The sequence below is a fragment of the Bradyrhizobium sp. PMVTL-01 genome (assembly GCF_051861855.1).
Lineage (GTDB): Bacteria > Pseudomonadota > Alphaproteobacteria > Rhizobiales > Xanthobacteraceae > Bradyrhizobium.
The window spans coordinates 1,154,092-1,175,669 of sequence record NZ_CP193982.1 but is presented as its reverse complement, the minus strand read 5'-3'; the positions used below and the strand labels follow the sequence as shown (position 1 = coordinate 1,175,669).

The window sequence follows — 21,578 nt, the reverse complement described above, 5'->3', positions numbered from 1 at the left end:
GGAAAGCTTTGCGGGAATGACAGATTGTGGCCGCACTTTGCGGCAATCTCAACCCGCCGGCCCGCATGGCTCGTGCTACATACGGCGGATCTGCGTTGATTTGAGTCGGATCGATCGACGGCCGAAACGCGATTTGAAGTCCCGATTTGCCTTGGGGAGAGCAATGTTTTCATTCAGCGACCTGTTCCAATGGGACCGCTTCATCACGCCGACGATCATCAAGACTTTCTACTGGCTGGTGATCGCGCTGATCTGCCTGTTCGGCCTCTCCGGCATCTTCTCAGGGCTGGCTGCAATGGCGATCAGCCCGTTCGGCGGCTTCCTGGTGCTGCTGTCGTCGATCGCGAGCGTCGTGGTCGGGATCGTGTTCTCGCGCATCGTCGCCGAGCTGATCCTGATCGTCTTCCGCATCAACGAGCATCTCGGCGCGATCCGGGACCAGGGCGGCGGGATACGCTAAAGCATGATCCGGAAAAGTGCGAAGCGGTTTTCCGGAAAGATCATGCGCGAACGACAACCTAAAGCGCGATGACGATTCATCCCAATCCCATCGCGCTTTAGCACGTCATTCCGAGGGCGCGCACAACCCGGCATCCATCGGGCCTCAGAACAAGTGGATGAATCTTCTCAGGTGCGCAATTGCGCACCATGGCTCGCGCCAAGAGGCGCGCCGCGGAATGACAGATCCGGCTTACGTATTAAACCTGAAATGCATCACGTCGCCGTCGGCGACGACGTATTCCTTGCCTTCGAGGCGGAGCTTGCCGGCATCGCGGGCGCCGGCTTCGCCGCCGAGCGCGACGTAGTCGTCATAGGCGATCGTCTCGGCGCGGATAAAACCCTTCTCGAAGTCGGTGTGGATCACGCCAGCAGCTCCCGGCGCCTTGGTGCCGCGATGGATGGTCCAGGCGCGCGCTTCCTTCGGACCCACCGTGAAATAGGTGATGAGATGGAGCAGCGAGTAACCGGCGCGGATCAGGCGATCGAGCCCGGCCTCCTCAAGGCCCAGCGTCTCCAGGAAGTCCGCGCGCTCTTCACGTGAGATCGTCGCGATCTCGGATTCGATCTTGGCGGAGATGACGACGGCAACCGCGCCCTCCTTCGCCGCCTGCTCCTCGACCGCCTTGGAGAACGCGTTGCCGGTCGCAGCCGAGCCTTCCTCGACGTTGCAGACATAGAGCACGGGCTTTGACGACAACAGGCCGAGCATCGCGAAGGCGCGCTCCTCCTCCGCCTTGCGCTCGACGAGGCGCGCGGGCTTGCCCTCGCGCAGCAGCACCAGCGTCCGGTTGACGAGGTCCAGCTGTTCCTTGGCGTCCTTGTCGTTGCCCTTGGCCTTCTTGGTGAGGTTGTCGACGCGCTTCTCGAGGCTGTCGAGGTCGGCGAGCATCAGCTCGGTCTCGATGGTCTCGATATCGGCGAGCGGGGCGATCTTGCCCTCGACATGGGTGATGTCGGAGTCTTCGAAACACCGCACGACATGCGCGATCGCGTCGACCTCGCGGATGTTGGCGAGGAACTGGTTGCCGAGCCCTTCGCCCTTGGAAGCGCCGCGCACGAGGCCGGCGATGTCGACGAAGGTCAGCCGGGTCGGGATGATCTGGCCCGACTTGGCGATGGCCGCAAGCTTGTCGAGGCGCGGATCGGGGACGGCGACCTCGCCGACATTCGGCTCGATGGTGCAGAACGGATAGTTCGCGGCCTGCGCCGCAGCCGTCTCGGTCAGCGCATTGAACAAGGTCGACTTGCCGACATTGGGCAATCCGACGATCCCGCATTTAAATCCCACGAGCGTTATTCCTTGCCGTTCTCGTCCTTGGTCAAAAATCCCTTCGCCTGCATGGCCAGATGCACCCTGTTGGCGAAGGTCGCGTCCGTGCCCTTGGCGATCAGTGCGGCATGCTCGGCGACCGCGTCGCAGAGCGTCGCCACCCATTCGTTGTCGGCCTTGGCGAAGTCCGACAGCACGTGGCCGTGGACCAGTTCCTTGACGCCGGGATGACCGATCCCGAGCCGCACCCGGCGGTAGTCGTTACCGATATGCGCCGAGATCGAGCGCAGGCCGTTATGGCCGGCGATGCCGCCGCCGATCTTCACCCGCACCTTGCCCGGCGGCAGTTCGAGCTCGTCGTGAAAGACGGTGACGTCGCCCGGAGCGATCTTGAAGAAGCTCGCCGCCTCCTGCACCGAGCGACCGGAGTCGTTCATGTAGGTCGTGGGCTTGAGCAGGATCACGCGCTCGGTGCCGAGCGCACCTTCCGACGTCTCGCCCTGAAAGCGGCGGCGCCACGGCGAGAAGCTGTGACGCCGCGCGATCTCGTCGACGGCCATGAAGCCGATATTGTGCCGGTTACGTGCGTATTTCGCGCCGGGATTGCCGAGCCCAACAAAGAGTCGCATGACGCGGCGCGCCCCTCGCTCGGCGCGCGGTCAGGAACCGCGCGCCAGCCTTGAGAGATTACTTCTTCTTGTCGCCGCCGGCGGGAGCCTTGGCAGCCGCCGGAGCAGCAGCACCAGCCGCCGGAGCAGCAGCGCCAGCCGCCGGAGCAGCAGCGCCCGCAGCCGGAGCCGCGCCACCAGCCGCGGCCGCAGCAGCAGCCTTCTGCTCTTCGGCGTAGCCGGACGGCGGCACGATGGTGACGAGGGTCGCGTCCTCGCGGGTCAGCGCCTTCACGCCGGCGGGCAGCTTGATGTCCGACAGGTGGAGCGAGTGACCGATTTCGAGCGAGCCGACATCGGCCTCGATGTACTGCGGGATGCTCTCGACGCCGCATTCGAGCTCGATGGCGTGGGCCACGATGTTGACGGTGCCGCCGCGCTTCACGCCCGGGGAGCCTTCCGCCTTCACCACGTGAAGGGGAACGCTGATGCGGATGGTGGCGCCTTCGCCGAGCCGCATGAAGTCGACATGGATCGGGAAGTCCTTGACCGGATCGAGGTGGTAGTCGCGCGGAATCACGCGGTGCTTCTTGCCCTCGAGATCGATGTCGACCAGCGTGGTCAGGAACCGGCCGGCGAGGATGCGCTGGCGCAGTTCACGATCTTCGATCGAGATCGTGACGGGGGGCTGGTTGTTGCCATAGATCACTCCGGGCACTCTCCCGGCGCGACGCTCAGCCCGGGCGGCCCCCTTGCCGCTCTTCGGACGTGCGGTCGCCTTCAATTCCTTGACGGTCGTCGCCATGTCGTTAAGTCCTTGTTTTTGCAAAAGTTAATGGGCCGCAAGGCGGCCCATGGCAGCGTCCGCAGCAAGCCTCCAGGGGTGCGGGGGCCGCGGACGTGGCGGGCTTTTACCCGGAAGATGCGGAAATGACAAGGCGAATGGGCTGATAGCCCCGGGTTTCCTATCCTTCTTACCCTCCCCTGGATGGCCCTGGAGGGTGAGTAGCCCTACCCGCCCAGCTTGGCCTCGAGCGCCGCGATGCGCGCCTTCAGGGCCTCGTTCTCCTCGCGCGCGAGGCGCGCCATATCCTTGACCGCCTCGAACTCCTCGCGCTTGACGAGGTCCATGTCGCGCAGGAATTTTTCCGCCTGGGTGCGCATCACCGTGTCGAACTCGCGCTTGACGCCCTGGGCCGCACCGGCGGCGTCGTTCATGAGGCGGCCGATCTCGTCGAAAAACCGGTTGCTGGTCTGGGTCATGTCGGTCTCCTGGCGGCCTCGAGATAAACTTTGCGCGAACGTTCGAAAGACAATGGCAATCCGATCGGGCCGGTTCAAGAGCGAAGCGGCGGTATCCTTGTCATGCCCCGGTTTCCTTGCAATCGTATTCAACGTCCCGGCATAAGCAGAATCATGCGGCGTCTGCTGGCGCTCTATTGCCGCAATCTCGTCCAGACATACAAGGCGCGATGCCCTTCCTGCTCATCGACTTTCCCTCGTTCAGTCCGATCGCACTCCAGATCGGGCCATTTGCGATCCGCTGGTATGCGCTCGGCTATATCTGCGGGATCACGTTCGGCTGGCTCTACGCCCGCGCACTGATCAAGAACGACAGGCTGTGGGCCGGCTCATCGCCGATCAGCCTGGTGCAGATCGACGATTTCATCTTGTGGGTGACGCTCGGCATCATCGTCGGCGGCCGCAGCGGTTACGTCCTGTTCTACAATCTGCCCTTCTTCATCGAGCATCCGGCCGCCATCTTCAAATTGTGGGAAGGCGGCATGTCCTTCCACGGCGGCTTCCTCGGTTGCGTCGTCGCGGTGATGTGGTTCGCCCGGAAGAACGGCATCTCGATCCTGTCGCTCGGCGACATCACCTGCGGCGTTGCGCCGATCGGGATTTTCCTGGTGCGGCTGACCAACTTCATCAACGGCGAATTGTGGGGCCGTCCCGCCGATCCCACCCTGCCCTGGGCCATGGTCTTCCCGAGCGGCGGTGACGTGCCGCGCCATCCGAGCCAGCTCTACGAGGCAGGCATGGAGGGGCTGCTGCTGTTCGCCGTGCTCGCCGTGATGATCCGCAGCGGCGCCTTGAAGCGGCCGGGTCTCGTCCTCGGCAGCTTCATCCTGATCTACGGCCTGACCCGGATCATCGGCGAGCATTTCCGCGAGCCGGACGCCCAGCTCGGCTTCCTCTGGGGCGGATTAACGATGGGCATGCTGTTGTCGATCCCGATGCTTATTGTCGGCCTCATACTTATTGTATTGGCAGCGCGGCGCGGTGCGCCGAAGCCGACCGAGGCCGTTCGTTAATTCATTTCGAGAAAGCACGCCGTGACCGAGCAGCCGCTACTCAACGAGATCAAGGCGCTGATCAAAGCCTCAGGCCCGATGCCGGTCTGGCGGTACATGGAACTGTGCCTGATGCATCCGCGCTATGGCTATTACGTCGCGCGCGATCCGCTCGGCCGTGAGGGCGACTTCACGACGGCCCCAGAAGTCAGCCAGATGTTCGGCGAGCTCCTGGGCCTGTGGAGCGCCTCGGTGTGGAAGCAGATGGGCTCGCCGCAATTTTTGCGGCTGATCGAGCTCGGCCCCGGCCGCGGCACCATGATGGCGGATGCGCTGCGCGCGCTTCGCGTGCTGCCGCCGCTGTACCAGGCGCTGCATATCCACATGGTCGAGATCAATCCGGTGCTGCGCGAGCGGCAGAGCGCGACGCTGGCAGGGGTGCGCAACATCGCCTGGCACGACAGCATCGACGACGTGCCCGAGGGGCCGAGCGTCATCCTCGCCAACGAATATTTCGACGTGCTGCCGATCCACCAGATGGTGAAGGGGGAGAACGGCTGGCACGAGCGCGTGATCGAGATCGACCCGAACGGCAAGCTTCAATTCGGCGTGGCGTCCGAGCCGACGCCACGCTTCGACGTGCTGCTGCCGCCTTTGGTGCGCGCCGCCCCGGTCGGCGCCGTGTTCGAATGGCGACCGGACGGCGAGATCATGAAGCTCGCCACGCGCGTACGCGACCAGGACGGCGCGGCGCTGATCATCGATTACGGCCACCTGCGCAGCGATGTCGGCGACACCTTCCAGGCGATCGCGCGCCACACCTTCACCGATCCCCTGAAGGCGCCAGGCCAGGCCGACGTCACCGCCCATGTCGACTTCCAGGCGCTGGCGCGCGCAGCCGAGGATGTCGGCGCCCGTGTGCACGGTCCGGTGACCCAAGGAGACTTCCTCAAGCGCGTCGGCATTGACACCCGCGCGGCGGCGCTGATGCAGAAGGCGACGCCGGAGGTCGCCACCGACATTTCGGTGGCGCTCAAGCGCCTGACCGACACGGGACGCAGCGGCATGGGCTCGATGTTCAAGGTGCTCGGCATCTCCGAGCCGCGGCTGACAGGCATTGCCGGCCTCAGCGATCTCGAACACGCCGGAGGACATTGATGACTGTTGCCTCGTCCCTGCTGTCGGCGGTGCCCGGCCTGCGCCACGCCTTCTTCACCCGCGAGGGCGGTGTCTCCAGCGGCATCTACTCGGCGCTGAACGGCGGGCTCGGCTCCAACGACGATCAGGCCCTCGTCGCGGAGAACCGCCGCCGCATGGCGGAGCATGTCGGCGTCACGCCGGAACGTCTCGTCAGCCTGCATCAGATCCATTCGCCCGACGTGCTCGTTGCCGAAATGCCGTGGCCGAGCGGACCGCGCCCGAAGGGCGACGCGCTGGTGACGAAGACGCCCGGCATCGCGCTCGGCGTCTCCACCGCCGATTGCGGGCCGGTGCTGTTCGTCGATCCCAATGCGCGCGTGATCGGCGGCGCACATGCCGGCTGGAAAGGCGCGCTGACCGGCGTGCTGGAATCGACGATCTCGGCCATGGAGAAGCTCGGCGCCACGCGCAGCGGCATCATCGCCGCGATCGGTCCGCTGATCCGCCAGGAGAGCTACGAGGTCGGCAACGAGTTCGTCGCGCGCTTCATCGAGGCGGATGCGGACAACGCGGTGTTCTTCATCCCGTCGGTACGCGAGGGACACGCGATGTTCGATCTCGCCGGCTTCATCCGCAAGCGACTGGAAGCCGCGGGCATCCTGATGATCGACGACCTGGGTCTCGACACCTACGCCGACGAGCGCTTCTTCAGCTATCGCCGCTCGGTGCATCGCAAGGAGCCGGATTACGGCCGGCACGTTCACGCGATCGCGCTCGAAGCGTGAACACAAGAGCAACCCCGTGTCATTCCGGGGCGATGCTCTGACGGGATCACCGTGTGTTGTGTCGCCTCCGCCCTAGACCTTAATCGATTTTAACGATATCGCTGCCCTCCATAATGAGGGATGCGTCATTCATCTTCGGCCGCGCGGGTTCGCGCGTGCTGGCGGTCGTGCTGCTGGTAGCAGCGGCCGCGCTCGGCGGCTGCGCCGGTGGCGGTGGCGGTGCCGCCACCTCCTATGCGATGGCGCCGAGCACCGGCTCGGGAGCGACGGTCGCCTTCGAATCCATCGACGGGCCGCCGCCGCAGGTGTTCGACCGCATGGTCGGCGTGCTCGACAGCGAATCCAAGCTGCGCAGCCTCTCCGTCGTCTCCCGCGAGGGGACGGCTGCCTACCGCGTGCGCAGCTACCTCTCCGCCCAGGTCGTGCGCGGCAAGACCGTGATCGCCTGGGTCTGGGACGTCTACGACGCCAACCAGCAGCGGGCGCTGCGCCTCTCCGGCGAGGAACCGACCTCGGCCAAGGGCGCTCGCGATGCGCCCCGCGATCCTTGGGCCGCGGCCGATGACCTCGTGCTGCGGAAGATCGCCCAGGCCGGATTCAGCGGACTTTCCAACATGATCAATGGGACGCCGGATATCCCGGGCTCTGTCCCGGGCCTGCGCGGACCGGCGGTGGCGAGCGTGATCAAGGAGAGCCCGGTGCCGGACATGCCAGCCTCGGCGCTCAGCTATGCCGAGTGATAACCCCCGCTAAACCACGGGCCCAGTTTGCGGCCAAGCCGTTGGCCGGACTCGGGATTTCAAAGGGAAAACGTAGCGTCCCGGGTTGCCATTGCGGCCCCCGGCCTGATATTTCCTCGCCCGTCGTAACCGTGCTGTCAGTGGGTATTTTCTGATGTTGAACGTCGTATCCAGCAAAGCGCGGGAGGAAGCGTCCATGTCGGCCAAGAACGGCTCTATCAAGCTCGTCGCCGGCAACTCCAATCCGGCACTCGCCCAGGCGATCGCGCAAGGTCTCAACATGCCGCTGACCAAGGCCGTGGTCCGGCGCTTCGCCGACATGGAGATCTTCGTCGAGGTCCAGGAGAACATCCGCGGCTCGGATGCCTTCATCATCCAGTCGACCTCGTTTCCGGCCAACGACAATCTGATGGAGCTGCTGATCATCACCGACGCGCTGCGCCGCTCCTCGGCGCGCCGCATCACCGCAGTGATCCCCTATTTCGGCTATGCCAGGCAGGACCGCCGCTCCGGCTCGCGCACGCCGATCTCGGCCAAGCTCGTCGCCAATCTGATCACCCATGCCGGCGTCGACCGCGTCATGACGCTCGACCTGCATGCCGGCCAGATCCAGGGCTTCTTCGATATCCCGACCGACAATCTGTTCGCGGCCCCCCTGATGGTGCGTGACATCCGCGAACGTTTCGACCTCGGCAAGGTGATGGTGGTGTCGCCCGACGTCGGCGGGGTGGCCCGCGCCCGCGGCCTCGCCAAGCGCATCAACACCCCGCTCGCCATCGTCGACAAGCGCCGAGAGCGTCCGGGTGAATCCGAAGTCATGAACGTGATCGGCGACGTCTCCGGCTACAGCTGTATCCTGGTCGACGACATCGTCGATTCCGGCGGCACGCTGGTGAATGCGGCCGACGCGCTGATCGCCAAGGGTGCCAAGGACGTCTACGCCTACATCACCCATGGCGTGCTCTCCGGTGGCGCCGCCGCCCGCATCGCGGGCTCCAGGCTGAAGGAGCTGGTGATCACCGACTCGATCTTGCCGACCGAAGCGGTGACCAAGGCGTCGAACATCCGCACGCTGCCGATCGCCAGCCTGATCTCGGACGCGATCGCGCGCACCGCTGCGGAAGAGTCGGTGTCGAGCCTGTTCGACTGATTTCCTTCGCCTCTCCCCGCTTGCGGCAGGGGAATCGCATATGGGAGTGATATCGCCTGTGGCCATCCTTCGAGACGCCCGCCGTTGGCGGGCCCTCAGGATGAGGACCGAGTACGTTTCGCCAATTCAACGGGCTCTGATGCCACTTAGCCCCATCCTGAGGAGACCGCGAAGCGGTCGTCTCGAAGGACGAGGCGCGCGCTCAGCTCGCGCAAAGAGCCAAATGCGATAGCCCTGGGAAGCGGGGAGAGGGAGAGACATCCTACCCCACGATCCCCGCCGCGACCTGGCCGCGCAGGCGCTCCAGGCCGTGCAACGTCTCGGCGCAGGCGGCCGCGACCTCGACGCCCTTGATGGCAAAATGCCTGCGGAAGAAATCGTAGTGCACCTCGGTCTCGTGGAATTGCTGCGGCGTCAGCACCGCGGAGAACACCGGGACCTCGGTGCGCAGCTGAACGTCCATCAGCGCCTTGATCACGGTGTCGGCGACGAACTCGTGGCGATAGATGCCGCCGTCGACGACGAGGCCGGCGGCGACGATCGCGGTGTAGCGCCGCGTCTTGGCGAGCACCTGCGCGTGCAGCGGGATCTCGAACGAGCCCGGCACCTCGAACACGTCGACATGGGTGAGGTGACGTGCCTCGGCCTCCTTCATGAAGGCGATGCGGGCTTCCTCGACCACGTCGCGGTGCCAGCAGGCCTGCACGAAGGCCACCCGCTGCGGTTTGGCGAAGCGCGGATGCGCGGGTGCCGGATCCTGGGGAACCGGCGGCTGGGTGACTTCGGACGTTTCGGCTTGGGGATCTTGCAACATCTGATTCATGGCTTTCCTCGGTTCAAGGACCAGAATCAGGGCACACGGAACGACAAACAGCCGCATCCTCGCGATGCGTCTGCCACCGACCGTTCTCTTTCATCCGGACTTTAACCGTCGGCTTCGGAGTTGCACCGAATCTGCTGACCCTTCCCTTCGGACAAGACCTTTTCAGGAAGTCCTTGGGAGAAGGCGCTCGCGGGCTTGGGCCTTTCGGCCCTTACCGCCGGTGGGGACTTTCACCCCGCCCTGAGAACATCGGCCGTCCGGAATGAACGGCCTGACCGGAAATATGACGCCTGCCGGCGGTCACAGCAAGCGCGTTCCGCATGGGAAAAGCGCATGGTCCCATGCCGCTATGGCCATCCAGCCTCACCCCGCGGAATTAACGATTGGCCGGCCCGCTCGAATCCGATTCCGGTTTGTTCTCCTCCGTCCGGATTGCGGCTTCCTGCGTTAAGAATTGTGGCGGAGATGAGCTGTGGACGAACGAGTCCTGGCTTGTGGACGGACTCGCGACCCGGTTGCGCAGATTCCGCAAATCACATCACTTGATCCGCGACAGGCCCGCGCTGATCCGAGGGGATCGCGTAGCGTTTAGGGAGCGCGCGCCGGGCCCAACCGCGTGCGTATCAACGACAACAAGAAGGCAAGAGGTCGAGACGGCATGTCCCTGCTCGAAGGCAACATCGATTCCCGAAACCATCCGCTCGCGGTGGTCGAGGATATCGCTGCCAGCAACAACTGGCCGTTCGAACGCTCCGGCGAAGATGAGCTCACGATTGTCTCCAAGGGACAATGGACCGACTACCAGCTCTCCTTCACCTGGATGGGCGAGATCGAGGCGCTGCATCTGGCCTGCGCGTTCGACATGAAGATTCCGCTCGCGCGGCGGAACGAAGTGCAGCGGCTCGTCGCCGCGGTGAACGAGCAGCTGTGGGTCGGCCATTTCGATCTGTGGACCAACACCGGCATGGTGATGCACCGCCAGGCCCTGGTGCTGCCGGGCGGCCTCACCGCCTCGACCGCGCAATGCGAGGCCATGCTGGCCGGCGCCATCCACGCCTGCGAGCGCTACTTCCCGGCGTTCCAGTTCGTGGTGTGGGCGGGCAAGACCACCGCGCAGGCCATGGACGCGGCGATGTTCGACACGGTGGGCGAGGCGTAGGACGCGCTCACCACGTAGGAGAGAGCCGGTGCTCCCTCCCAACGTCATCCCGGACAAACGCGCTCGAAGCGCGCGCAGATCCGCGATCCATGCCGCGTGATTTCGCTTGTGGCACGCGGCTTGTTGCCGGGACCTCCATCCACTAGAACTCGTGGTCATGGGTCCCGGCCCCCGTGCGCAATTGCGCACCAGGCCGGGACGACACCTCTGTTTGTGGTGACCCCAGTGGCAAACAGCACCCTTCAAAACATCACCGGCACCATCCTGCTCGCCGGCGCCGGCAAGATGGGCGGCGCGATGCTGGCCGGATGGCTGGCAGGCGGACTCGATCCGCGCCGCGTCGCAGTGATCGATCCGTACATCTCGCCGGAGATCACCGCGCTTGCCGCCAGAGGCGTCGCGCTCAATCCCGACGTGAAGGCCGCAGGCACCGTCGAGACGCTGGTCGTCGCGGTGAAGCCGCAGATGTTCCGCGAGGCCGGCGCCAGGCTGAAATCATTCGTGTCGGAAAACACCTCGGTGGTCTCGATCATGGCGGGAACCACGATCGCCTCGCTCGAGGAGGTCTGCGGCGGTGCCGTGGTGCGCGCGATGCCGAACACGCCGGCCGCGATCGGCCGCGGCATCACCGTTGCCGTTGCGGCGAAGACCGTCAGCGTCGCGCAGCGCGCCGTGGCCGACGCGCTGCTGCGTGCCACCGGCTCGGTCGAATGGGTCGAGGACGAGGGCCTCATGGACGCGGTGACCGCCGTCTCCGGTTCGGGCCCGGCCTATGTGTTCCTGCTCGCAGAAGAACTCGCGCGCGCCGGCGTCGAAGCGGGATTGCCTGAAGCGCTGGCGACCAAGCTCGCGCGCGTGACCGTCGCCGGCTCCGGCGAACTGCTGCACCAGTCGGAGCTCCCCTCCGCAACTCTGCGCCAGAACGTCACCTCGCCCGGCGGCACCACGGCCGCGGCGCTTGGCGTGCTGATGGGCGAGCCGGGCCTGCGCGATCTGATGATCCGTGCGATCGCGGCGGCGACGAAGCGGTCGGAGGAATTGGCGAAGTAGAAAGTGCCGTCGGGTGGGCAAAGCAAAGCGTGCCACCGCCTCAATCGGGATTGGGGAGGGATGGTGGGCACAGCGCTTCGCGCCTTTGCCCGCCCTTACGATTTCGAGGCGGCGGCTAATCGCTTGTTGAACATCTCGACATTCACGAGCCCGCGCGCGTGCCGGCCTTCGCCGAGCTTGCGCGTGCCCTCGAATGCCTCGACCTCGAAGCGGATGACGCGGCGCTCGACGGCAACGACGCTTGCGGTGGTCCGCACTGTCGCGCCGACCAAGGCAGCTGCGAGATGGCGGATGTCGACCTCGGTGCCGACGGTGACCCAGCCCGGCTGAAGCGCGGCGCGGATCGCATCGCCCGATGTCATCTCCATCTCCAGGATCATCATCGGCGTCGCATACACAAAAGGCATGCCGGGCACGAAATGCCCGACCGTGCGCTCCACAGGCACCACCAGCGTGCGCTCGGCGCTCATGCCGATCTTGATGAAGTCGCGTGCGTCCATGCTGCTTGCTCGTCATCCCGGGGCGCGCAAAGCGCGAACCCGGAATCCGGAGATTGTCGATCGAGATTCCGGGTTCAGCCCTGACGGGCTGCCCGGAATGACGCTAACGCGTCACTTCTTCGCCGCCGCCGCGCGCTCTACAAAGGTCTTGCCGCCCTTCATCTTGTGGCGGAGCGGGGCTTCATTGATCTGGATGACGACGGCGTCGGCTTCGACGCCGAGATTCTTCACCAGCGCCTGCGTAATGTCGCGCATCATGCCGGCCTTCTGCTCGTCGGTGCGGCCCTCGGCCATGCTGATGGTGATCTCAGGCATTGTCTTCTCCCTGCTGCTGTCGTCACGGTCGGGCTTATCCCGGCCATTCATCATTTGAAAGATGGATGCGCGGGTCAAGCCCGCGCATGACCGATGGAGGAATGGCTAGCCCCAGCTCACGTCATGGCGCGCGAGGACTTCACGCACTTTCGTGACGAGATCGGCTTCGCCGCAGGAGAACTGCGCCGGGCGGGTCCCGCGCCATTCCTGGTTGGAAGCGATCGCGGCGGCTGCCTTCGCACCCTCGACCAGGTCCTTGATCTGCACCTCGCCACGCGCCTTCTCGTCCGAGCCCTGGATGATGACGCAGGGACTGTTGCGGCGGTCGGCATATTTGAGCTGGTTGCCCATGTTCTTGGGATTGCCGAGATAGAGCTCGGCGCGGATGCCGGCACCTCGCAAGCTTGCCACCATCTTCTGATAGTCGGCGACGCGGTCGCGGTCGAACACGGTGACGACGACGGGCCCGGATTCGGGCCGCGTGTCGAGCTTGCCGAGCAGCGTCAGCGCGGCTTGCAGCCGCGAGACCCCGATTGAAAATCCGGTCGCCGGCACCGGCTCGCCGCGGAAGCGCGAGACGAGGCCATCGTAGCGGCCGCCGCCGCCGACCGAGCCGAAGCGCACCGGGCGGCCCTTCTCGTCCTTGGTGTCGAGCAGCAATTCGACCTCGTAGACGGGGCCGGTGTAATATTCGAGGCCGCGCACGACGGAGGGATCGATCTTGATGCGGTCCGCGCCGTAACCCGACGCCGTCACCAGTTTTGCAATTTCTTCCAGCTCGCTCACGCCAGCTTGACCAATCTCGCTCTTGGCGAGGTAGGTTTCCGCGGCGGCAATCGCCTCTTTCCAATCCTCGCGCGGCCTGGTGATGGCGAGAACAACGTCAGCTTCAGCTTCGCCGAGGTTGGCGCCTTTGGTGAAGTCGCCCTTGCCTTCCTCGCCGCCATCCCATCGCCCGGGACCGAGCAGCTTGCGCACCTCGTCGACGGAGAACTTGTCGAGCTTGTCGATGGCGCGCAGCACGGTCAGCCTGCGGCCTGCGTTCTCGGCGCCGGCGAGCCCGATGGCCTCCAGAACGCCGTCGAGCACTTTTCGGTTGTTGACCTTCACGACATAGGAGCCGCGCGCAATGCCAAGCGCTTCCATCGTGTCGGCCGCCATCATGCAGATCTCGGCATCCGCCGCCGGGGTCGCCGAGCCGACCGTGTCGGCATCGAACTGCATGAACTGGCGGAAGCGACCGGGGCCGGGCTTCTCGTTGCGGAACACGTAGCCGGCGCGGTAACTGCGATAGGGCTTTGGCAGCGTGTCGAAATTCTCGGCGACGTAGCGGGCCAGCGGCGCGGTCAGGTCGTAGCGCAGGCTGATCCACTGCTCGTCGTCGTCCTGGAACGAGAACACGCCCTCGTTCGGGCGATCCTGATCGGGCAGGAACTTGCCGAGCGCGTCGGTGAACTCCATCGCCGGTGTCTCCACCGGCTCGAAACCGTAGAGCTCGTAGACGGCGCGGATCTTCTCGACCATCTCGCGCGTCGCCCGGATCGCGGCGGGATCGCGATCCTCGAGCCCGCGCGGCAGTCGCGCCTTCAGTTTCTGCGGTTTTTTGGGTTTCTCGGCCATGCGCGGCGTTTACCAGCCGACACGCGGGGGAGCAACCGGGGTGTTCTCACCTCGCCCCGCTTGCGGGGAGAGGTCGGCCGCGAAGCGACCGGGTGAGGGGGACTCTTCGCGAGTCCAACTGTCACCGCCCCTGCGGAGACTCCCCCTCACCCTACTTCTCCCCGCAGGCGGGGAGAGGGGAAGAGAATTCACGGCTGCTCCATCCGCGCCCGGAGCGCGTCGGCGTCGGATTTCGGCATGGATTTGAGCAGCGGCTTGATGGTTTCGCCGCCGACGATCTTGCCGTTGCGCATGAACATCCAGTCCGAGATGTCGGCATCCTTGAACGCGGCGAGGTCTCCGAACCGTTTTTCTGGCAGGTTCCGAGGCGTGTCCGCGAAACGCGCGGTATATTCGCCACTCGCAAGCTTCTTCACGTCGCTCATCCAGACGTGCTCGTCATTGCCGACCGTCCGAAATCGCACCTTGAGAGAGTGATCCGTCTCCATCCGTTTTGGCGCCTCATAGGAAGCCCAGAAGACAGGTAGCGTCGCACGTGCGCGAGCGATCGCGGCATTCATCTCGGCGTCTGTGTCGGCCACGCTGATGACCCGGTCCGCCACCTCGACCGTCGGCCCAGGCCCCAATGTTAGAACACCGAAGACGGCCACTGCCGTTACGACAGCGGATAGGGCCCATTTGATCGGCAGGGGGAGAGAGGCTGGCATGATCGCAACGTCTGAGAACCTTGATGTCCCAGCCATTGTGATATAGTTGCGAGGACACTTTCAACAACTAAAGGTTGAACTCCCGGCAAAAACGGAGCGCACCGCCTTCGCCGGAAGATGCGCCGCCGATCCTTTTGCGAGCTTGGCCCCGGCACTCGGTCCGGGACCAGGCATCAGAACACCTTGCGGATCCAGTTATGCGGATCGTTGGTGCGGCCGTACTGGATGTCGACGAGCTGCTTGCGCAGGCCCATGGCGACGGGGCCGGCGGCTCCGCCCGAGATCTCGAAATCGCCGCTCACCGAACGCACCTTGCCGATCGGCGAGATCACGGCGGCGGTGCCGCAGGCGAAGGCTTCCTTGAGCCTGCCGGAGGCCGCATCCTTGCTCCACTGGTCGAGGGAATAGGGCTCCTCGCGCACCATCTTGCCGGCATCGCGGGCGAGCGCGATGATGGAGTCGCGGGTGATGCCGGGCAGGATGGTGCCGAGCGGCGGCGTCGAGAGCGAGCCGTCGTCGAACACGAAGAAGATGTTCATGCCGCCGAGCTCCTCGATGTAACGGCGCTCGACTGCGTCGAGGAAGACGACCTGATCGCAGCCGTGCTGGATCGCTTCGGCCTGGGCGCGCAGGCTCGCGGCATAATTGCCGCCGCATTTGACGGCGCCGGTGCCGCCGATCGCAGCGCGCGTGTAGTTCTCGGACACCCAGATCGACACCGGAGCAGGCCCGCCCTTGAAGTATGAACCCACCGGCGAAGCGATCACTGCAAAGATGTATTCGGACGACGGCTTGACGCCCAGGAAGGTCTCGCTCGCGATCATGAAGGGGCGCAGGTACAGGCTGCCCTCGCCGCCCGGCATCCAGGCGCGGTCGATGCGCACGACCTGCTCGACCGCCTCGATGAAGACGTCTTCGGGCAGCTCCGCCATTGCCATGCGGTCGGCGGAATCCTTGAAGCGCCGCGCATTGGCGTCGGGACGGAACAGGTTCACGCCGCCGTCGTCTCGCTTGTAGGCCTTGAGACCTTCGAAAATTTCCTGGGCATAGTGCAGGACCGCGCCGGCAGGATCGAGCTGGAAGTTGGCGCGCGCCTCGACGCGGGCCTCGTACCAGCCGCCCTTGGCCTGGTTGTAGCGGACGATCGCCATGTGATCGGTGAAGACCCGTCCGAATCCCGGGTCCACCAGCTTGGCGATGCGGTCCTTCTCAGGAGTCGGATTGGATGCGGGCTGGATGTCGAATTTCATGCTCATGTCCTTGCCTCCCGCTGCCGGTGGCGGCGCTATTCTGGCGCCCTCCTGCCCGTTTCGGGGCCGGCTGGCTTGATTGGGTTTCTGGCCGGACCGCCGCCAGCCATGTTACGGCCGGTTTCCGTGGCCAGCATACGTCGCCGAGGACATGCTTTTGCGGAAGGCGGAAGTCCAGTATGTTTTGCCGAAATGCCGCTCGACAATCGCACGGTAGATCTGCTTCGGCCGTCGCCGCCTGTCCGGCTCTCTCCGGCCGCCCTGCTACGATGCCACCCGGTGCGAAACGATCTAAAATTTCGTGCGGGCCGATCCTTTTGTAACATTGAACCCAAGAAACGTCAATATGCCTGACATAAATTTCGCGACTCCCCCTCAAGATGCCGCCGGGTCCAGGCCTGCCGCAGGCGACGGAGGCAATTTGCGCTGGGATATCATCGAGCTGCTGTTCTTCGCCTATCGCGATTTCGTCGGTGATCCCGACCAGGAACTGGAGGCGTTCGGCTTCGGTCGGGCCCACCACCGCGTCATGCACTTCGTCTACCGCTATCCCGGGCTGAAGGTTGCCGACCTGCTCGACGTCCTGCGCATCACAAAACAGTCGCTCGGCCGGGTGCTCAAGCAGCTCCTGGACGAGGGCTATATCGTGCAGAAGACCGGCGACAATGACCGCCGCCAGCGCCTGCTCTACGCGACGCCGAAGGGCGAGGCGCTGGTGCAGAAGCTCGCCGGGCTCCAGACCACGCGGATCACCAAGGCACTCGCCGAGATGGGGCCGCAGGACGCCGAGACGGTGAAGCGCTTCCTGCGCGCGATGATCGACCGCGACGATCCGGACAAGGTGCTCGAGACGATCTTCGCCTCCGTCAATCAAGAATCGAAGGAGTGACCGTGCCGCTCGCAGCCACGCTCGCCCGTCCGCCGGTGCAACCGGCCGACGATGCCCCGCATCTGCTGCTGGTCGACGACGACCGCCGTATCCGCGACCTGCTCTCGCGCTTTCTCGCCAGCGAGGGCTACCGCGTCACCACCGCGGCAAGCGCGGGCGATGCGCGCTCGAAACTGCTGGGCCTGCATTTCGACCTCTTGATCCTCGACGTGATGATGCCGGGCGAAACCGGCTTCGACCTCGCCCGCTTCATCCGCACCTCCTCCTCGGTGCCGATCGTGATGCTGACGGCGCGCCACGAGGCGGAGGCTCGCATCGAGGGCCTGCAAATCGGCGCCGACGATTACGTCGCAAAACCGTTCGAGCCGCGTGAGCTTGCGCTGCGCATCAACAACATCCTCAAGCGCGCCGCGCCGCCGCAGCAGGCCGCGACCGTCGAGAAGATCGCGTTCGGTCCCTATGTCTACCATCTCGATCGCGGCGAATTGCGACAAGGCGAGGAGGTCATCCACCTCACCGACCGCGAGCGCGAGATGCTGCGCATTCTCTCGGAGACGCCGGGCGAGACCGTGCCGCGCAGCGCGCTGACCGGCAATGGCAGCGTCAACGAGCGCGCCGTGGACGTGCAGATCAACCGCCTCCGGCGCAAGATCGAGACCGACCCGGCCAATCCGCTGTTCCTGCAGGCGGTGCGCGGCATCGGCTATCGTCTGGTGGCCTCGCCATAGATCAAGTGAAGCGCACTAAATGAGCACGATCGATACCGGCCTGACGCTTCTGAAGAGCGCCGCCGGCCGCGTCTCCGCCGCCAATGGCTGGATGGGCAACGCGTTCAAGGGCTGGATGCCGACCGGCCTCTATGCCCGCGCGCTGCTCATCATGATCGTGCCGATGGTGATCCTGCAGACCGTGGTCGCCTTCGTGTTCATGGAGCGGCACTGGAACACGGTGACGCGACGGCTGTCGGCTGCGGTGGTGCAGGACATCGCCGCACTGATCGACGTCTACAAAAGCTATCCGCAGGACAAGGACCGCGCGCAGCTCAAGAGCATTGGGCAGCGGTTGCAGTTGGTGGTCGATTTCCTGCCAGCCGGCGACATGCCGCCGCCGGGACCGAAACCGTTCTTCTCGTTGCTCGACCAGACGCTGTCGGTGCAGCTCGGCCGCCAGATCGGCCGTTCGTTCTGGATCGACACGGTCGGCCGTTCCAACCTCGTCGAGATCCGCATCCAGCTCGACGATGCCGTGATGCGCGTGTTCGCGCAGCGCAGCGCTGCCTATGCCTCGAACTCGGAGATCTTCCTGTTCTGGATGGTCGGCACGTCGTCGATCCTGTTGATCGTCGCGGTGCTGTTCCTGCGCAACCAGATCAAGCCGATCCTGCGGCTTGCCGATGCCGCGGAGAGTTTCGGCAAGGGCCGCGAGGCGCCGAACTTCCGGCCGCGCGGCGCGCGCGAGGTGCGGCGTGCGGCGGTCGCCTTCCTCGAGATGAAGTCGCGCATCGAGCGCACGATGGAGCAGCGCACCGCGATGCTCGCCGGCGTCAGCCACGATCTGCGCACCATCCTGACCCGCTTCAAGCTCGAGCTGGCACTGATCGGCGAAAACCCCGAGCTCGAGGGCATGCGCAAGGACGTCGACGAGATGTCGATGATGCTGGAGGATTACCTCGCCTTTGCCCGCGGGGATTCCGGCGAGCAGTCGCAGCCGACCGACATGGCACAGGCGCTCGAGGAGCTGCGCAGCGACGCCGAGCGCCACGGCCACACCGCGACCGTGGCATTCAATGGCCTGCCGGTGGTGACGGTGAAGCCGGCCTCGTTCAAGCGCTGCCTCGCCAACCTCGTCACCAACGCGGCGCGCTACGGCAAGAGCATCGCCATCACCGGCCAGCGCGATCACCGTTATTTGACCGTGACGGTCGAGGACGACGGCCCGGGTATCCCGGCGCATTTGCGCGAAGAGGTGTTCAAGCCGTTCCTGCGGCTCGACAATGCCCGCAACCAGGACGAAGGCGGCACCGGCCTTGGCCTCGCCATCGCCCGCGATATCGCCCGCTCCCATGGCGGCGACATCACGCTGGGCGACAGCGCGATGGGTGGATTGCGGGCGAGCGTGAGGATACCGGTGTAGGTAGCCTCTCCACCTCTCTCCGCTTGCGGGAGAGGTCGGATCGCCCCCGGCGATGCGCAGCATCGTCCGGCGCGATCCGGGTGAGGGGGTACAGGTCTCTCATCGATCTCACGTCTGGTGAGAGGCCCTCAGCTCAACCCTCTCACCGTAATAAAGGGGCGAGGGAGCGCACCAATTTCCGGGCTACGGTCTCACGACCATCTCACCTACTTCGGCAGCAGCGCCTTCAGCTTGTCCATGTCGCGCACGTTCATCTTGAAGCCGCCTGGCATGACGATGTCGCCGGGCTTCTGGTCCGGCTTGCAGGCTCCTAACCACTTCGCTTGCAGCGTCATGGTGGTATCGCGCCCCGCAGCGCCGGCGACGCCGCCTTGCGCATGCGAGGAGGTCTTCACCGTGTAGGCCGAATTGAAGTCGCCCGTGATCTCGGCATGCGAGATCGTGCTGACGCCGGCGACGCTGCACTCGGAATCGCTGACATAGCCGCTCGCGGTCTTCTTGATCTCCTGCTTGGCGCAGACCTGCTTGGCCATCGGCGAGACGTTGTTGCTCATCTCCTTGTCGACGGTCTCGTCGGTGCAGTGCTGCATGGTCATCTCGGGCACGGGCGAGCCGCTCGTGACCAGCTTCATTTCCCAGAGGCCGGCCTTGCGCTGGGGCAGATCGTCGGCAGATGCACTGCCAGCCGACACCACAAGGCAAAGGGCCGAGCCGAGCAAAGCGAGTTTGCGCGCCATGTGGGAAGCTCCCGGCTGACAGATTGCGACGTTACGACGACGCCTCAGTAGAGCGTGCGGATCGGCTGGTCGGCGGCGCCATAGGGCACCCAGCGGCAGGAGAACGAGATGTAACCGCCCTCGTAGGCCTGCACGCCGAGGAATTTGACGACCTTGCCGTAGCGCGCGCAATGATCGACCGCGACCTGCCGCGCATCGACCTGGCTTGCCATCGAATAGGCGATGATACCGCCGGTGTCGTTGCCCTTGAACGGAGGCACCGGAAGGATATCGGCGCGCGCCGGCTGGCTCGCCATCATACCCAGGGCAAGAAGGCCCGCGGCCGTAATGATTCGCATTCCCGTCACTCCAATTGGTTCGCGCCAGTTTACGGTGCCGGGACCGAAGTGAAAAGAACCGAGGCCGGCCGGCCGCGCCGTTCTGGTCAACTCCTGGCGAAGTGTTGCCGCGCTGCACTTGACCTCTTCCGGCCTTCGCGGCACCGTTCGAGCTTCGCAAGACCCAGCAGTCCGGATTGCCCATGCGCACCCCCTCCTTCAAATCGCTCCGCTTCGCCGCCGTGCTCGGCCTCATGTTCGGGGCGCTGTCGCTCAGCGAGGCCCGGGCCGCCAATCCGCTGGAGCTGAACTTCTGGCTGAGCGGGCCGCGCTATGACGGCGCCGTCACCGATTGCGACAAGGCGCTGCCGACGATCGCCACGCAGTTCTGGGAAAAGGAAAGCTCGTTCTGGAATTCCTCCTTGAAGATCACGGGCTTCGCGGCCGTTCGCGAGATCGCGTTCCGGCCCTGGCAGTCCGATAACATCCCGCGCCGCTATTGCACCGGCGAGGCCATGCTCACTGACGGCAAGGTGCGCAAGGTGCATTTCTCGATCATCGAGGATGGCGGCTTTGCGGGCTACGGCAATGGCGTCGAATGGTGCGTGGTCGGGCTCGACCGCAACTGGGCCTACAACCCGGCCTGCCGCGCCGCGAGGCCCTGATTCGAAAAGCCTGATTCGGCCCGATCAAGCGGTCGAACGGTCGGCGCTCGAAATTTGTTCTTGAAATGTTCTCATCGCCTGCTAGGCTCGCTTGCACAGTCTAGTTGAGGGGCGTCGCCATGTTTCATGCCAGATTGCGTTCGTTTTCCCGTCTTGTGATCTCACTCGCGCTCGCCGCCGGGCTGGCCTCGCTCGCCGGCGGCGCGAAAGCCCAGGACAAGCGGCAGAACGCGCCGGGCGAATTCGATTTCTATGTGCTGTCGCTGTCATGGTCGCCCTCGTTCTGCGAGGAAGCGGCCGAGCGTGGCGGCCGCTCCCAGATGCAATGCAGCGGCCGGCCCTACGCGTTCGTGGTGCACGGGCTGTGGCCGCAATATGAAAACGGCTTTCCGGAATATTGCCAGCGCCCGGCACCGCGGCTGAACCGCAGCATCGTCTCCTCGATGCTCGACCTGATGCCGGCGCCGGGCCTGATCTTCAACGAGTGGGACAAGCACGGCACCTGCTCGGGTCTGGCCGACCGCAGCTATTTCGAGACGATCCGCAAAGCGCGCGCCGCGATCAAGATCCCGGCCGAATATCTCGATCTCTCGCAGGCCAAGACCGTGGCCCCCGGGGACGTCGAAGAGGCCTTCATCAAAGCCAATCCGGGCCTCAGCAGCGCCGCCATCTCGGTCACCTGCAACCGCACGCGATTGTCCGAAGTCCGCATCTGCCTCAGCAAGGACCTGCAATTCCGCGCCTGCGAGGAGATCGACCGCCGCGCCTGCCGCCGCGACCAGGTGACGATGCCGCCGATCAGGGGTGGCTAGAGTTCGTCATTGGGCGCGCGGAAGCGCGAACTATGATGCGCAATTGCGCATCTGAGAATCCATCTCGCCACAAACGCTGCTGCAGATGGATTCCGGGTTCGGTGCTGCGCACC

At 65.0% G+C, this 21,578-nt stretch carries 25 protein-coding genes and 1 riboswitch; of the genes, 13 read left to right on the top strand and 12 right to left on the bottom strand.

Annotated features, from left to right (window positions below; translation table 11 throughout):
• Positions 1-163 precede the first annotated feature (163 nt).
• Complete coding sequence (locus ACRQ5Q_RS05535) at positions 164-460, top strand: DUF4282 domain-containing protein (protein WP_028176656.1); 297 nt, start codon at positions 164-166, stop codon at positions 458-460.
• Positions 461-691: 231 nt separating this feature from the next.
• On the opposite strand, the gene ychF is transcribed toward ACRQ5Q_RS05535, so the two are convergent.
• From ychF to ACRQ5Q_RS05515, 4 genes are all read right to left on the bottom strand, one after another.
• Positions 692-1,789: a redox-regulated ATPase YchF gene (gene ychF, locus ACRQ5Q_RS05530; protein ID WP_439371097.1), complete on the bottom strand. Its 1,098-nt coding sequence runs from the start codon at positions 1,787-1,789 to the stop codon at positions 692-694.
• A 5-nt stretch (positions 1,790-1,794) separates the two neighbouring features.
• Positions 1,795-2,400: an aminoacyl-tRNA hydrolase gene (gene pth / locus ACRQ5Q_RS05525; protein ID WP_439371098.1), complete on the bottom strand. Its 606-nt coding sequence runs from the start codon at positions 2,398-2,400 to the stop codon at positions 1,795-1,797.
• A 58-nt stretch (positions 2,401-2,458) separates the two neighbouring features.
• Positions 2,459-3,184 carry a 50S ribosomal protein L25/general stress protein Ctc gene (locus ACRQ5Q_RS05520; RefSeq protein ID WP_439396393.1) on the bottom strand — a complete coding sequence of 242 codons (726 nt, stop codon included), beginning with the start codon at positions 3,182-3,184 and terminating at the stop codon, positions 2,459-2,461.
• A gap of 206 nt (positions 3,185-3,390) precedes the next feature.
• The gene (locus ACRQ5Q_RS05515) at positions 3,391-3,642 is read right to left on the bottom strand and encodes an accessory factor UbiK family protein (RefSeq protein WP_018648337.1); all 252 of its coding nucleotides are present in this window, start codon (positions 3,640-3,642) and stop codon (positions 3,391-3,393) included.
• A 209-nt stretch (positions 3,643-3,851) separates the two neighbouring features.
• Here ACRQ5Q_RS05515 and lgt point away from each other — a divergent pair, with 209 nt between their 5' ends.
• The 5 genes from lgt to ACRQ5Q_RS05490 all read left to right on the top strand — a co-directional run bounded on the left by lgt (position 3,852) and on the right by ACRQ5Q_RS05490 (position 8,488).
• Complete coding sequence (lgt, locus tag ACRQ5Q_RS05510; RefSeq protein ID WP_439396391.1) at positions 3,852-4,694, top strand: prolipoprotein diacylglyceryl transferase; 843 nt, start codon at positions 3,852-3,854, stop codon at positions 4,692-4,694.
• Positions 4,695-4,715: 21 nt separating this feature from the next.
• The gene (locus ACRQ5Q_RS05505) at positions 4,716-5,831 is read left to right on the top strand and encodes a class I SAM-dependent methyltransferase (RefSeq protein ID WP_439396389.1); all 1,116 of its coding nucleotides are present in this window, start codon (positions 4,716-4,718) and stop codon (positions 5,829-5,831) included.
• Complete coding sequence (gene pgeF / locus ACRQ5Q_RS05500) at positions 5,831-6,598, top strand: peptidoglycan editing factor PgeF (protein WP_439371104.1); 768 nt, start codon at positions 5,831-5,833, stop codon at positions 6,596-6,598. The genes ACRQ5Q_RS05505 and pgeF overlap by 1 nt, the downstream gene beginning before the upstream one ends.
• Before the next feature lie 113 nt (positions 6,599-6,711).
• Positions 6,712-7,338, top strand: a complete 627-nt coding sequence (locus ACRQ5Q_RS05495) for a hypothetical protein (protein WP_439371106.1) — start codon at positions 6,712-6,714, stop codon at positions 7,336-7,338.
• A 196-nt stretch (positions 7,339-7,534) separates the two neighbouring features.
• On the top strand, positions 7,535-8,488 hold the full coding sequence (locus ACRQ5Q_RS05490) for a ribose-phosphate pyrophosphokinase (RefSeq protein WP_439396387.1): 954 nt from the start codon (positions 7,535-7,537) through the stop codon (positions 8,486-8,488).
• A gap of 262 nt (positions 8,489-8,750) precedes the next feature.
• Here the strand turns inward: ACRQ5Q_RS05490 and ACRQ5Q_RS05485 are convergent, their stop codons facing one another.
• Positions 8,751-9,311 carry a 6,7-dimethyl-8-ribityllumazine synthase gene (locus ACRQ5Q_RS05485; RefSeq protein ID WP_439371107.1) on the bottom strand — a complete coding sequence of 187 codons (561 nt, stop codon included), beginning with the start codon at positions 9,309-9,311 and terminating at the stop codon, positions 8,751-8,753.
• A gap of 78 nt (positions 9,312-9,389) precedes the next feature.
• Positions 9,390-9,563, bottom strand: a riboswitch (FMN riboswitch).
• Positions 9,564-9,969: 406 nt separating this feature from the next.
• Here ACRQ5Q_RS05485 and ACRQ5Q_RS05480 point away from each other — a divergent pair.
• Both ACRQ5Q_RS05480 and proC read left to right on the top strand, forming a co-directional pair.
• Positions 9,970-10,470 (top strand): YbjN domain-containing protein, encoded by a 501-nt coding sequence (locus ACRQ5Q_RS05480; protein WP_439396385.1) that lies wholly within the window; start codon positions 9,970-9,972, stop codon positions 10,468-10,470.
• Between the two features lie 225 nt (positions 10,471-10,695).
• The gene (gene proC / locus ACRQ5Q_RS05475; RefSeq protein WP_439396383.1) at positions 10,696-11,520 is read left to right on the top strand and encodes a pyrroline-5-carboxylate reductase; all 825 of its coding nucleotides are present in this window, start codon (positions 10,696-10,698) and stop codon (positions 11,518-11,520) included.
• 95 nt (positions 11,521-11,615) lie between these two features.
• On the opposite strand, the gene ACRQ5Q_RS05470 is transcribed toward proC, so the two are convergent.
• From ACRQ5Q_RS05470 to ACRQ5Q_RS05450, 5 genes are all read right to left on the bottom strand, one after another.
• Positions 11,616-12,020 (bottom strand): thioesterase family protein, encoded by a 405-nt coding sequence (locus ACRQ5Q_RS05470; protein WP_439371112.1) that lies wholly within the window; start codon positions 12,018-12,020, stop codon positions 11,616-11,618.
• Between the two features lie 111 nt (positions 12,021-12,131).
• Positions 12,132-12,386 carry a tautomerase family protein gene (locus tag ACRQ5Q_RS05465; RefSeq protein WP_439399692.1) on the bottom strand — a complete coding sequence of 85 codons (255 nt, stop codon included), beginning with the start codon at positions 12,384-12,386 and terminating at the stop codon, positions 12,132-12,134.
• 54 nt (positions 12,387-12,440) lie between these two features.
• Entirely contained in the window at positions 12,441-13,955 is a 1,515-nt protein-coding gene (hisS, locus tag ACRQ5Q_RS05460; protein WP_439396382.1) for a histidine--tRNA ligase, read from the bottom strand.
• 188 nt (positions 13,956-14,143) lie between these two features.
• Positions 14,144-14,662 (bottom strand): DUF2314 domain-containing protein, encoded by a 519-nt coding sequence (locus ACRQ5Q_RS05455; protein WP_439396380.1) that lies wholly within the window; start codon positions 14,660-14,662, stop codon positions 14,144-14,146.
• A 173-nt stretch (positions 14,663-14,835) separates the two neighbouring features.
• On the bottom strand, positions 14,836-15,918 hold the full coding sequence (locus ACRQ5Q_RS05450; RefSeq protein WP_439396378.1) for a branched-chain amino acid aminotransferase: 1,083 nt from the start codon (positions 15,916-15,918) through the stop codon (positions 14,836-14,838).
• A gap of 340 nt (positions 15,919-16,258) precedes the next feature.
• On the opposite strand from ACRQ5Q_RS05450, the gene ACRQ5Q_RS05445 reads away from it, so the two are divergent.
• The 3 genes from ACRQ5Q_RS05445 to ACRQ5Q_RS05435 are packed head-to-tail and all read left to right on the top strand — an operon-like array spanning position 16,259 to position 18,934.
• Positions 16,259-16,801, top strand: a complete 543-nt coding sequence (locus tag ACRQ5Q_RS05445; protein WP_439371118.1) for a MarR family winged helix-turn-helix transcriptional regulator — start codon at positions 16,259-16,261, stop codon at positions 16,799-16,801.
• On the top strand, positions 16,798-17,529 hold the full coding sequence (locus ACRQ5Q_RS05440) for a response regulator (RefSeq protein ID WP_283023652.1): 732 nt from the start codon (positions 16,798-16,800) through the stop codon (positions 17,527-17,529). Before ACRQ5Q_RS05445 ends, ACRQ5Q_RS05440 begins: the two co-directional genes overlap by 4 nt.
• A gap of 19 nt (positions 17,530-17,548) precedes the next feature.
• Positions 17,549-18,934: an ATP-binding protein gene (locus tag ACRQ5Q_RS05435; protein WP_439371120.1), complete on the top strand. Its 1,386-nt coding sequence runs from the start codon at positions 17,549-17,551 to the stop codon at positions 18,932-18,934.
• 206 nt (positions 18,935-19,140) lie between these two features.
• On the opposite strand, the gene ACRQ5Q_RS05430 is transcribed toward ACRQ5Q_RS05435, so the two are convergent.
• Positions 19,141-19,671: a DUF3617 domain-containing protein gene (locus tag ACRQ5Q_RS05430; protein ID WP_439371122.1), complete on the bottom strand. Its 531-nt coding sequence runs from the start codon at positions 19,669-19,671 to the stop codon at positions 19,141-19,143.
• 44 nt (positions 19,672-19,715) lie between these two features.
• Positions 19,716-20,009 carry a hypothetical protein gene (locus ACRQ5Q_RS05425; protein WP_439371124.1) on the bottom strand — a complete coding sequence of 98 codons (294 nt, stop codon included), beginning with the start codon at positions 20,007-20,009 and terminating at the stop codon, positions 19,716-19,718.
• 182 nt (positions 20,010-20,191) lie between these two features.
• Between ACRQ5Q_RS05425 and ACRQ5Q_RS05420 the strand changes: the two genes are divergently transcribed.
• On the top strand, positions 20,192-20,653 hold the full coding sequence (locus tag ACRQ5Q_RS05420) for a hypothetical protein (RefSeq protein ID WP_439371125.1): 462 nt from the start codon (positions 20,192-20,194) through the stop codon (positions 20,651-20,653).
• Positions 20,654-20,772: 119 nt separating this feature from the next.
• Positions 20,773-21,465: a ribonuclease T2 family protein gene (locus tag ACRQ5Q_RS05415; protein WP_439396376.1), complete on the top strand. Its 693-nt coding sequence runs from the start codon at positions 20,773-20,775 to the stop codon at positions 21,463-21,465.
• Positions 21,466-21,578 lie beyond the last annotated feature (113 nt).